This is a genomic window from Dehalococcoidia bacterium (genome assembly GCA_035528575.1).
Taxonomy (GTDB): Bacteria; Chloroflexota; Dehalococcoidia; order E44-bin15; family E44-bin15; genus DATKYK01.
On the sequence record DATKYK010000037.1, the window covers coordinates 1 to 11235 of the forward strand.

Consider the following 11235-nt stretch of genomic DNA (forward strand, 5'->3'; position numbering starts at 1 on the left):
GGAGGAGTAACTCGATGTACATGAGTTGGTTTAAGTACAAATTTAGAAGGAGTGGCAACATGGCGACAGAACCCGTGGTTTACAACGACACTATTCCCTATATCTTCCAGATGCTGGAGAACATCAAGACGGAGATCAAGGCTTCCCAAAGTGCCATGCTGGCGCACGGCTTCTTGGAGTTCGATGCCCAGAGGATCGCCTCCGAGCTTGAGTCGGTGAAATCCACCATCCTCAACGAGAAGCCCATCGACCTCCCCGAGACGCACCCACATCCTGCGGAATAGTGAATTAGCGGTAATAGCAATGTAGGGACGGAGGGTTGAAATGAGCCAGTCAGATCTGTCAGTTTACTACCCCAAGAACGCCTTGCAGGCTGACCACTCTTACTGCGGCATAATCTGCACCGAAACGGTGGGGGAGAATGTCGTTTCCGGCGATGCCTGCTACCTGAAAAATGACGGCAAGTTCTGGAAGTCCGATGCCAACGCCGTGGGCACAATGCCAGTGTCGGCAATGGCACTGGAGTCGCTCATGACCGATGCCGAGGGTCTTTTACTCGTAGATGGTTTGGTGCGGGATGACAGCTGGAGCTGGACAGTGGGCGGTCTGGTCTACGCCAGCCTTACCATAGGTGAGCTGACGCAGGACATCTCCGGGTACACCGCCGGGGACCAAGTGCAGGTTGTCGGGTTTGCCCTCAGGTCTAACATACTGTGCCTCAGGCCGAGCCCTGTGCTGGTGGAGATTGCCTGATGGCCTGGTCCTATGTCGGTGCTGGCGCAATAGCAGAACCCATGTCCGGCAATGCCACCCCGGCATTACCTGCGGGCTGGGCGGCTGATGATATTTTCCTGTGTGGCATTATCAGTAACGACAATGTCAACTCCACTCTACCTGGAGGGTGGACGGCGATTGATGCCGGCACAAATAATGGCGCACAAGTGCGAACCACCCTCTACTACCGTCGTGCGGTTGGCGGCGATACTGCGCCGCTGGTCACTCATCCTGCCGGCGGTATGATCACCGCTGTTGTTGTCGCCTATCGTGGCATCACAACTGACAATCCCCCCACAGATGTTATCAGCGCTACCTATGTTACTGCTGGCGCCAGCGTAACCTTAACCTTTCATAATGTTGGAATCACCACTACTGTTAATAATGACCTAGTTGTTGAATTTGGTCCCCACTTCGGTTACTTAATTGCCAATGCGTCTGGTTACACTGGCGCACCGACCCCGACCGAGCGTGTTGATAACCCCAGTGCTCTCAACCGTCCCGCAATAGTAATAGCCGACTTCCCTAAGGCCGCCGCTGGTGCTACTGGATCGAGAGTCGCCACTATTAGTAACGGTCACCTGAGCAATGGTTTACTGGTTTCTTTTAAGCCACTACTAATACCATGGACGGGCAAGGTCATGGGCGTCACCAACCCGGCCAAGGTCATGGGGGTGGATGTGGCTAACATCGCTAAAGTGCACGGTGTAGCTTGACAATAATAAAGAGTATGAGCTGGTGGAGATTAGCTGATGGCGTTTAGCTTGGACATCCTTCAGGAGTTCAAGAGGAAGAACTATGCCTATCGAACTCAGCAATAGCAGGAGAACTTTCCTTGGGAAAGCCCCTGATGGTAGGACACGATGGGCATTGGATTGCTCTATCCGTGCCATACAGATGCGGGAGCAGGGAAAGGACTGGGTAGACATTCAGCCCCAGTTCGTACCCGATGCTCAAGGTTGGCACGTGGAAGGTGCGCCTTATGCTTTCGAGGTTGCCAGAGATGGAGCAAGGCGCATTTTCACAGATAGGGTAGATAGGACACAGCAGCTATATCTGCCAACTATGCTCTTCTTCAAGGATCTGCCGTGGCTAGTTGAGGGAAAGCGGATAGTTGCCTCGGCAGCTAAGTTCGATATTATTTACCAACTCACCAACACAGGCGTTCATTTTATGGTTCTTCTGCGAGAAGCTCTGCCTTCCAGTAAGATTGCTCTCAATGTAGACTCGGTGGGGCTGGACATACTACAACTCCTCAAAGCTAAGAGTGGGATAGGCATACCGAGGCCGAGGCTGATAGACGCTAACGGCGAAGAGCGGTTTATCGACTGGTCGTATAAGAATGGCCAACTGGAACTCGGCCTTGACCTGACAGACCTGAAGTTACCTGTCCTATTGAAGAACACCACGCTTGAGTTGAGTGTGGGGGCAACTGAGGATGATGATTATGTTTGTAGGTTTGATACACCTACCTGGTCAAATACCGGCACTATATTCAATGCTGGTAATAGTATCGCAACCGCCTGTGGTTATGGTGGTTCTGCTAGATTTACTGGTGTTAATATCCCAGCAGGGGCAATAGTATCTGTTGCATATTTGACTTTAATTTCTAGGCTTGACAGGGATACCACGGTAGTTAGGTCTGACCTCTGCTGTGAGAATTCAAATAATCCTGGGCAGATAGCAGATTATGATGACCATATCGGGAGAACACGCACTACTGGAGCGGGTTGCATAGCTTGGGATGGAATTGATGCTTGGGCTAAAGGGGAATCTTATCAAAGCCTTGATTTTGCTGTTGCTGTGCAACAGGTGGTTGATGACCAAGCTGGTACGGGTGATGCCTTAATCGTTTTCTGGGAAGACAAAGACCTTGAATCAGATATTGGAGCACTTCGTAGCGCAGCCTCTTGGGACAATACAACCTATGACCCACCTGCAATCTATATCGAGTATGAGGCAGGGGCCACTGGTTCTGGTGGCTGGACGGGCAAGGTCATGGGCGTCACCAACCCGGCCAAGGTCATGGGGGTGGATGTGGCGAACATCGCAAAAGTGCACGGTGTAGCTTGACAATAATACGAAAGCTGTTTACAATAAGACAAAAGGAAAGGAAGGAGGTGAGCCATAATGGATTCAGGACTGATAGCGCATGTGTTCCAGAACAACCTCATCTGGGCTCTTCTGGCCATGGTGGCGGGCAATTTCGTACTCGCGGTATTAGCCGCAATCATGGCAAAGGGCGACTTTGAACTGGCTAGATTAGGCGACATCTCTAAACGGGTCGTCATCTATGTCATCCCGGTTCTGGTCCTGTGGGGCATAGCTTTCTATGTTCCATCATGGCAGGTGGCAGCCACCGCTCTGTATGCAGTTGTCATGGCTGCACTAGTCGCTCGCATTGCCTTTAACTTAGGCGAACTGGGGTTGCCCATCCCTGACGAGGTACTGCAACATCTGAAGAAGGTACCCTAGACTGCCTTAAAGGGATATCCTTGATGAAGATAGGCACATCGATGGCGATACCAAAGCCAGTAGTGTGCCTATCTTCATAGTCAGGGCCTAAACACAACGGTGGACTATGGATTGGGGAATAATTGGGGCATGTACTGGAATTATGTCCATTATTGGCGTTGCCATCGCCTACGTGACGAAGATCGCCAAGATGCAGGCAAAAATTGACCTGATTTGGAGCATTTATGTGGAGGATAGATTGAGGAGACTGGCCAAAGAAGGCGACATGGCGCGACACAGCGAGTACAGGATAACAGATCAGGGGATACAGGCGTTGCCCGACACGCTGAAAGATAAACTGACCCAGCTGGCGAAGAGGAAAAAGCCCAAAACCTTACAGGAAGCCCACATATTACTAATGAAAGAGATAGGACTGGAAGCCCTCAACACCAACCCCGCTCACACTAACCACACAATACAGGAGCTGGTGTTACTGGCCAGCGCCTACATGATAGAAGTGTCACAGAACCAGCGCTGATCCAAAGGGGATATTATGTTGCGGCCTGTGGTTTGCCCGTTATGCGGCGGGCCAAAGTGGCCCCAATACAAATTGTGTCGCAAGTGCCGGAACAAGGAGAGGAACGGCACCCGCTGGCCCCACTACCACGGAAACCACCCCATGAAGCAGTGCCCCGACTGCGGTACCTGGATACAGAAAAGCTCCAAGACCTGCCTGGTATGTTACCTGAGAAGAAGAGTGCAGGAGAGGTGCGTCCACTACTGGGATATCGGTGATGATAACTACGGCACCTGCCTCAAGTGCGGGGCAGAAAGGCAGTTCCCCACATTGAGGGAGCAGATGGAGCAGATGGATAGGAGGCGAATACATAACAACTACGGAGTGGTGGTTGAGGCGTAGTAGTAGTCAAGGGACATCCACTGTCATCTCCAGCTCTATTCTGGGTGGGGACCCGAACCTCTTTTTAATCAGGGCTGTGGTTATCTGGCTATCTGAATAGTAGACAAAATGCTCCAGCGCATCCCCTAAAAGCTTCCCCATATTATCCCAATCGGGCTTGGTGACGGGTAGCAGTACCCTCTTCGGTGTTGACTTTGGTTTCATGCGGAAGAATGTCGCCACCAATTTGATCGGCGTCCCAGCCTCGAAGTACTGGTCCATCTCCATTACCCGGTCCTGTATTAAGTTCTCGGCGTGAACCGTGCCCTTTGGTGTGTAGGTGTAATTCTTGCCCGACTTGGAGACGCCGTGCCTGGGGCGGGCTTTAGGCGTGGGTTCGACATTCAGAGTAATCTTCATTTAGGGACTCTCTCGCCTTCTGTAGCTTTTCCCCTCCAAAACCACTACTACGCCCTCTGCCATCCTGTCGGCGATCCTTTCCGGCAGCATATCGAGAGAGAGGTTCGATGTTATCACTGTAGGCTGCCGATTGATATAGCGGTGGTTGATGATTTCATCGAGTTTTGCCTCGGCCCAAGCAGTAGGCTTATGGGCACCAAGGTCATCAAGCACAAAGAGATGACACGCCTTAGCTTGCTCCAACAGCAAGTAGGGGTCAGCCTCACCCCTTTCCCAATCCCTGTAGCCCCTCCTGAGTTCATCGAGGAAGCTCTCAACCTGGTAGTAAAGGACGGCTCCCCTGCGGGTTTCAATCCACTCCCACCCCAAAGACAGAGCGAGATGTGTTTTCCCGCAACCAACGCCGCCGAGAAGGCTGAGAAAGGGGTGTTTTGGCTGCTCAAGGAAGGTTTTGACTTCAGAAAACGCTACCTCAGTTGCCTCGTTGTGCTCCCACCTGCTAAGCCGATGAGTCTCAATAGTGGGTAGCGGCAAGTTGGAGATCCTGACCAGCACCGCCAAGGTGTCCATCTCCTCTAGTGTCATAGGAATCCCCTCATATACACCAGGACACCTCTCTCTCCACATTACTTCTCCCCCTTCATAAACTTTTTGGTCCGGCTCTTCAACTCATCGGCGGTAGGGAGCTTGGGTGACCCCCGGGGCTGACCCCCCGCTGATAATTTGCCCGCCGCCCACTCCGGGTATTTGGACGGCAACATTGATATTACCATCGGGCTATCACGCGCCTGGCAATATGGGTCGTGCTGTTTTAGCCACTTGAAGCAATCCAGCAGGCTATCAGGTGTCGCCTCTGGGAACTTCACTAATAACGGACGGATTTGTCCTATGTGTTTTGGGCGCTGAACCAGCTTGGTGCCTATGTGTTGCTCAACTAGGTCTAAGAAGGTTCCGGCTTCAGCCTGTTTCGGTTTCTGTCTTATGTGCTTTGGTAGATTTTCTGGTGCCGTGTTTGGAGCGGCGGGATATACCGTAGGTATATCACTTACTGGTACTGGCACTGGTACTGGTACTGGGGCGTCTTTGACCGACGTCGGCTGTCGTTGTACTGACGGCGTCGGTACTATGACAGACGGTGTCTGTTCTTGTACCGACAGTGTCGGTACTGGTTCGGGTTCATTTGATTCCTTTCTTCTAGTTCTTAGATGGTCTACCCAACCATTGGGGGATGGATATTTAGACGGGTAGGCCCATCGTTGTTGTCCTTGGAACCCCCACCAACCCTTGAATTGGAGTATAGGCTCACTACTTGCGTGGTAGAGTATAATAAGATCGTTGCTTACCAGTTCCTGAAGTAGGTCTGGTATTGTTTCAGCTGTAATCTCCTTGGTGCCTGGGACGACGATGAGCTTCAGTTTTACCGGGTCGCCGGTGAGGCGCCCTTGGTCGTCAGCATTGGGGAATCCGAATGTAAACAGCAGTTGAGCTAATGCCGAACACCGGGCCAAGTCGGCAGATGTCGAGATGCTGGGGTGGATGTACCTTGGTTTTCTTGCCATCTCGCGTGGCATACTACATACTCCCCACAAACCAAAATAAAAAGCCGCCTTTGCAGGTACGGGGCTGTGTTATACCCCCCACCGATCTAGGCGGCCAAAATCGATGGCTGATTTGTAAGAAAAACAACATCATTTCTATACCTGCTTTTTGATTATACCACCCCTGTCAATCTCTCCACCACCACAGCTCCATATTTCTTCGCCTCATGCACCAGTGCCTTTGTGATCTCATCCAACTGCTTCACGGTCTCCATCTCGTCTATAGTGTAGGTGATAATTCCATCACCCTCCATGCGCCTCGCCCAAAACTCATCTGCCACAAAATAAACCTCGTCGCCGAAATACACTCCCTCCAGTACGGCGACATTGCCGTAAAGGTCCTTAATCATTTTGGGGTTTTCGCTTTGGCCTCCTTCGTCGCCAGTAGCGAGTTGTGAAATTGTTTCAGCATCTGCTCGGTGATCTTATCTGGCGGCTTTTCGCTGTCGAAGTCGGCCAAGTTTACCGAGACGCTGAAGTGCTTTTGGAACCACTGGGTTACCAGCCCTTCCTTTGGTTTGAGCTCGTTGAGTAGTGCCTTTACGATGTTCCAAGCCACATTCTGGGATTCAGGTTGTGGGGACTCCTCCTCAACCAACCTTTCCCATGCCTCTTCCGGCATTGGTTCTGCCTCCGCCCCTGGCTCTGGCGCCGGAGGAGGCCCTGATAGCGACTTGACCTCTGCCCCTGGCTCTGCTTCAGCAAGCACCTCCTCTGGGTACAGGTCCGCCGGCGCCTCCTCGACCTCCGGTGGTGGTATCAGTGCCTGCGCCGGCGGCAATAGCGCTACCTTGGCTAAGTCCGACAGCTTGATGTTTTTCTTTATGTGCATAATGTAGACGGTCTTTTTCTTCTGCCCTAGTGGACTCACCTCAATCGGACCCAGGGCCAGTGTCAGCGGTATCATACTACACCGGCCCAGTATGGCTTTTAGTAGTGAAATCATAGAGTTGATGTTCACTATCGAGTAAAAGGACGAGGTGTCGATCTGCCACACCCCTAGCCCAGGCACTACGGGTATAAGCACCTGTAGGTTCATCACGCGCCTACACCGTTTTTTCAGGAACTCGGGGCAGTCCTGGGGGTCGCAATGCATATCGTCCTTCCATATCCACTCTACCGTTTCGTGGCTGGCCATCGCCCCGGTGGCGGTGTCTACTTTTCTCCTCGAGGTGATGCCATCACCGACGCAGGTTAAACCTTGTGTCATAGAGTAGGCCCGGAGCCACTGCTGCGCGAACTGAGACGAATCCTCCATGGGGAACATGATGTCCAGCTCCTTGGGTTTGTCGCCGAAGACATCGGCGATCTCGGGTGGGACCACGAAATAGTCGGTCGGTTTGGGGTAGGGGTGCTTACCGGGTTGCTCGACCTTGATGCCGAGCCGAATCTTTCCGAGGCGGGGGATTCTGACGATGTCTGACAAATTAGCTATTGGGCTCATTTTGTTACTCCCTCCTAAGCTCTGGCTGTATGACAATTCTGAGTTCTCTTATTTGGAATCTCAGCAATCTGATTTCCTGCTCAAGGGTTCCTATTTTTGACTTTTGACCATCTTTATATCCTCGCCTATAACCATCTGCGTAACTAAGTTTATGCGTTCTCTGGCTCCCTAGTTCCAAGTTCATTTCACTATTATGTCCTCGCTTACCGTCTATATGATGCACTATTTCCCAAGATTCCAGACACCTTCCCAGTTTCTTAGCCATAATAAGACGGTGCTCGGGTACATAGCCATTACTCTTTGCCATTGGGTAAAAAGGATGATCAGGATGTAGGCGGATTAGTGTATACCCGTGATTATCTACCGTTTGGCCACCTTTCCAATTTGGATTTGCATTCCCCTTTTGATTCCCTGATTTAGCTAACCAAGACTTAAAGATTTCGCGGATAGAACAGATTTTGCAGATTTCTCGAAAGCCATCTTCTCTGATCCAGCTACCCTCCTCGCAAATTTTACAAACCCGCCAGACGAATCTTCTGGACGCTTTTAATCCTGTAAATCCCAACTCTCTGCCATACCTCACCACATCGCTCACACCATCGATAGGCATTTATTCCTCACCCGGGATAAATACTGCCCAACAGGGTTTGGTTGGATTGAACTTAAACGATCCATATTTATTAGCGATAGTGCCAGCTACAGCGGGTGTTGAATACCAACCCTCAGCCTTTAGTGCTTCCAGCATAGCATCAGCGCCAGCCTCAAAGATTTGGTCTGGGTCACTTGGTAAATGAGTACCACTATCATCTGGATTATGTGGATTCTGCCAGTCCTCGGGGCGCCAATCTTTTCTACTCTCTTGTACCACTGCCTACCTCCTCTATTGGTGGGTTTGGTTCCCTTCGGCGCTCGAAGTGGATGTCATCAAAATAGTTTTGCACAAGAAGACTCAAGAAGCCAGCCTTGGTGATACCGAGTCGCTTCGCCTCTGTTTCGATTGAGTTATCCAGTTCCTCACTGGTCCTAAAATAAACCATCTTGTCTACCATACTGAAAACATTATAACACACCTGTCAAGCACCTGTCAATACCCTATTGACAATATCAAAATCCTGTGGTAATATAAGGACAGTTATATGAAAGAAGGTAGACCACTCAGATGCCCTAAGTGTAAGACTCTCCTGAGAAGAACCCCAGAGGGTGAGTTAAAGTGTTATACCTGTGGCTATGAGAGAAGCACAGCAAGCGAGCGGGCTAAGTTTTATAAATTGCATAAGGATGCAATCCTCCATGATCTTGACAAGCTCGGGTTAACAGCAATGCGGACAAAGTGGGGGATACCCTATTCGAGCTGGAGTCAACTTAGAAAGCGATGGGAATTGTGACAAGGATGTTCGCCGAGGTATGGAGGACCTGGAACCCGGTGGTCGGTTGTGAGCATAATTGCTCCTACTGCTATGCCCGCAAACTCGCCCTGGGCAGACTGAGACACCTACCGCAGTATCAGGACTTCAGGCCCTACTTAGTCAAGGCGGAGCTTCTCAGTAGTTTCAGGAGTGGCTTGATATTTCCCTGCGATATGGGAGATTTGTGGGGTCGCTGGGTCCCGAGGGAGTGGATTGAGCAGACATTGGTAGTCGTGGAGCGATCCCCCGACGCTACCTTCCTGATGCTGACGAAGAATCCCCTTCGTTATATGGAGTTTGTAAATCAATTCCCACCTAACATTATTCTCGGCACCACCATCGAAAGCAATCTTCCATATCCCGCTATCACCGACGCTCCCGACCCGGCCAGTCGTGCTCTGGCTTTGGCCTGCGTTCCCTGGGGCAGGAAGTTCGTGTCCATAGAGCCGATTATGGACTTTGACCTCAATGCGCTACCGCAGCGCATTGAACTGATTAAACCAGAATTTGTTTACATAGGGTACGATAATTGGTCCAATAATCTCCCGGAGCCACCGCTGGAAAAGACATTAGAACTCATCAGCCGCTTGCAGCAGTTCACCGAGGTGCGGACTAAGACTATCAGGGAGGCGTGGAATTATGGGGCAATCTAAGAAGCACAGCACCTGCATCATCTGCCACAGGCCGAGCTACGGCGTGATGTGTAAGGAGTGTCGCGTCGGATACCGCCAGGATATGCAAAAGACTAACTACCGTGGCAGCCACCGTATGATTGTCTGCCCGGGCTGTGGCGGTCAGATGCACAAGGACGCCGGACTGTGCGTCAACTGCTATAAGAGTGTCAGAAAGGGGGAGCTGGTGTCCGGATCTAATCGGGCTTTAGAGACGATAACCATCACCTGCGTCACCTGCGGGAGCGAGTTCAACACGGTCAAGGACTGGCCCTCCGAGTCGTCTAAGCACAGGGGGCTGGCCAGCGACAAGCCCGACTCCTTCTACTGCTCAGAGGAGCACTACTTCGGGGATAAAGGATAAGATGATGGAAGTGGAAAGGTTTATCTCCACCCTAACTCACAAAGGGTCGTTGAATCCCGCCGCCGACAATACCAAGACGGCATACCGTTATGACCTGGAGAGGTTCGGGGTGTTTTTGGATGGTGGGGAGGCAACCGGGGAGATGGCGCAGCAGTTCCTCCGACAGGAATTGGACAGAGGGCTCAAATTGAGCTCAGTGGCCAGATATGGCAGGGCGATAAGGAAATACTTGGTATGGGAAGGTAAATCGGATGACGCGAGTAGCGTCTTGTTGCCGACTCCGGGCAGGAAACTGCCCGAGTATCACAAGATGGACACCATAAATAAACTGATTGAATTGGCGAGAACGCCCTTGGAGCGGGCGGTGGTCGTGGTGTTGAGCGACACTGGTTTTAGGATTAGCGAGCTCCTTGCCCTCACAGCGGACGACATCGACTGGAAGAACGGACTAATTTTCGCTGACCGCACAAAGACCAATATGCAGGGCTGGATTCCCATAAGCCAGAAGGGGATGGACGCTCTCCGTGCCTACATAAAGTGGGCAAAGCCCAAGGGAAAGCTGTTCCCATACACCTACCACCAGATTCGTAATTGGATTAAGGAATTGGGCGAGATAGCCGGGGTGAAGGTCCGTCTCCATATGTTCCGGCACTCAAATGCCGTCATTTCCCTTGAGAGGGGGGAGGATATCTCGATCATAAAGCAGCGCTTGGGGCATAAGAACATAAACACCACGATGATCTACCTCCAGCTGATGCCTCAGGATTTGAAGAAAGGGACGAAAGGAATCTGGTGATATGGCGAGGCAGGAGTCGAGGCGTAGATTCTGCGATAGCTGCATGATAGACCGCCTTGGCCGCAGATATAAGGTCGATAAAAAGTAGGGAGGGGAAGATGGCAAAAGCTAATTGTAGCCATTGTGGGAAGGAATTAGAGGAAATTTCCTATGTTGTCCCTGACCCCAATCACATTCTCGGGAGGTGGGAAGAGGCATCACAACGTCCTCCACTCTGTAGGGAATGCTGGGAAAAGGCTTGTCGGGAATTAGGGATTGACCCAAACCTTAAATAAGGCGTCTTATATTACGGAAAGGAGAAAAATGAAAACAGTTGATATTAGTGGTTTCGGTGGCAGTTATGAAGCTGGCTGCCAGAAGATGCTCTTGAATGGTATCAAGTTCCTGAACGAGCATCCAAACTTTGACTT

Annotated in this window: 18 protein-coding genes; 10 read left to right on the forward strand and 8 right to left on the reverse strand. The window is 51.2% G+C overall.

The genetic code is table 11. The features are described from left to right. Positions 1-59 precede the first annotated feature (59 nt). The 7 genes from VMX96_09430 to VMX96_09460 all read left to right on the forward strand — a co-directional run bounded on the left by VMX96_09430 (position 60) and on the right by VMX96_09460 (position 4147). The gene (locus tag VMX96_09430; protein HUU64119.1) at positions 60-284 is read left to right on the forward strand and encodes a hypothetical protein; all 225 of its coding nucleotides are present in this window, start codon (positions 60-62) and stop codon (positions 282-284) included. A gap of 40 nt (positions 285-324) precedes the next feature. Next, positions 325-753, forward strand: coding sequence for a hypothetical protein (locus VMX96_09435; GenBank protein ID HUU64120.1), 429 nt, complete (start codon positions 325-327; stop codon positions 751-753). After that, complete coding sequence (locus tag VMX96_09440; protein HUU64121.1) at positions 753-1490, forward strand: hypothetical protein; 738 nt, start codon at positions 753-755, stop codon at positions 1488-1490. The genes VMX96_09435 and VMX96_09440 overlap by 1 nt, the downstream gene beginning before the upstream one ends. Positions 1491-1572: 82 nt before the next feature. Next, positions 1573-2847 carry a hypothetical protein gene (locus VMX96_09445; GenBank protein HUU64122.1) on the forward strand — a complete coding sequence of 425 codons (1275 nt, stop codon included), beginning with the start codon at positions 1573-1575 and terminating at the stop codon, positions 2845-2847. A 57-nt stretch (positions 2848-2904) separates the two neighbouring features. Continuing rightward, the gene (locus VMX96_09450; protein HUU64123.1) at positions 2905-3249 is read left to right on the forward strand and encodes a phage holin family protein; all 345 of its coding nucleotides are present in this window, start codon (positions 2905-2907) and stop codon (positions 3247-3249) included. 106 nt (positions 3250-3355) lie between these two features. Continuing rightward, on the forward strand, positions 3356-3766 hold the full coding sequence (locus VMX96_09455) for a hypothetical protein (GenBank protein HUU64124.1): 411 nt from the start codon (positions 3356-3358) through the stop codon (positions 3764-3766). 15 nt (positions 3767-3781) lie between these two features. Next, positions 3782-4147 carry a hypothetical protein gene (locus tag VMX96_09460; GenBank protein HUU64125.1) on the forward strand — a complete coding sequence of 122 codons (366 nt, stop codon included), beginning with the start codon at positions 3782-3784 and terminating at the stop codon, positions 4145-4147. Positions 4148-4153: 6 nt separating this feature from the next. Here VMX96_09460 and VMX96_09465 read toward each other — a convergent pair whose 3' ends face one another. From VMX96_09465 to VMX96_09500, 8 genes are all read right to left on the reverse strand, one after another. Beyond that, positions 4154-4546, reverse strand: a complete 393-nt coding sequence (locus tag VMX96_09465) for a RusA family crossover junction endodeoxyribonuclease (GenBank protein HUU64126.1) — start codon at positions 4544-4546, stop codon at positions 4154-4156. Further along, complete coding sequence (locus VMX96_09470) at positions 4547-5173, reverse strand: ATP-binding protein (GenBank protein ID HUU64127.1); 627 nt, start codon at positions 5171-5173, stop codon at positions 4547-4549. Beyond that, on the reverse strand, positions 5173-6117 hold the full coding sequence (locus VMX96_09475) for a hypothetical protein (protein ID HUU64128.1): 945 nt from the start codon (positions 6115-6117) through the stop codon (positions 5173-5175). Before VMX96_09475 ends, VMX96_09470 begins: the two co-directional genes overlap by 1 nt. Before the next feature lie 140 nt (positions 6118-6257). After that, positions 6258-6494, reverse strand: coding sequence for a hypothetical protein (locus VMX96_09480; GenBank protein ID HUU64129.1), 237 nt, complete (start codon positions 6492-6494; stop codon positions 6258-6260). Then, positions 6491-7588 (reverse strand): hypothetical protein, encoded by a 1098-nt coding sequence (locus VMX96_09485; GenBank protein HUU64130.1) that lies wholly within the window; start codon positions 7586-7588, stop codon positions 6491-6493. Before VMX96_09485 ends, VMX96_09480 begins: the two co-directional genes overlap by 4 nt. A 4-nt stretch (positions 7589-7592) precedes the next feature. Further along, positions 7593-8198: an HNH endonuclease gene (locus VMX96_09490; protein ID HUU64131.1), complete on the reverse strand. Its 606-nt coding sequence runs from the start codon at positions 8196-8198 to the stop codon at positions 7593-7595. Continuing rightward, positions 8199-8456 carry a hypothetical protein gene (locus tag VMX96_09495; protein HUU64132.1) on the reverse strand — a complete coding sequence of 86 codons (258 nt, stop codon included), beginning with the start codon at positions 8454-8456 and terminating at the stop codon, positions 8199-8201. Then, positions 8440-8625, reverse strand: a complete 186-nt coding sequence (locus VMX96_09500) for a hypothetical protein (GenBank protein ID HUU64133.1) — start codon at positions 8623-8625, stop codon at positions 8440-8442. The genes VMX96_09495 and VMX96_09500 overlap by 17 nt, the downstream gene beginning before the upstream one ends. Positions 8626-8960: 335 nt before the next feature. On the opposite strand from VMX96_09500, the gene VMX96_09505 reads away from it, so the two are divergent. The 3 genes from VMX96_09505 to VMX96_09515 are packed head-to-tail and all read left to right on the forward strand — an operon-like array spanning position 8961 to position 10825. After that, positions 8961-9647 (forward strand): DUF5131 family protein, encoded by a 687-nt coding sequence (locus tag VMX96_09505; protein HUU64134.1) that lies wholly within the window; start codon positions 8961-8963, stop codon positions 9645-9647. Beyond that, positions 9634-10029 carry a hypothetical protein gene (locus VMX96_09510; GenBank protein HUU64135.1) on the forward strand — a complete coding sequence of 132 codons (396 nt, stop codon included), beginning with the start codon at positions 9634-9636 and terminating at the stop codon, positions 10027-10029. Before VMX96_09505 ends, VMX96_09510 begins: the two co-directional genes overlap by 14 nt. 1 nt (position 10030) lies before the next feature. Next, entirely contained in the window at positions 10031-10825 is a 795-nt protein-coding gene (locus tag VMX96_09515) for a tyrosine-type recombinase/integrase (GenBank protein ID HUU64136.1), read from the forward strand. The last annotated feature ends 410 nt before the right edge of the window (positions 10826-11235 follow it).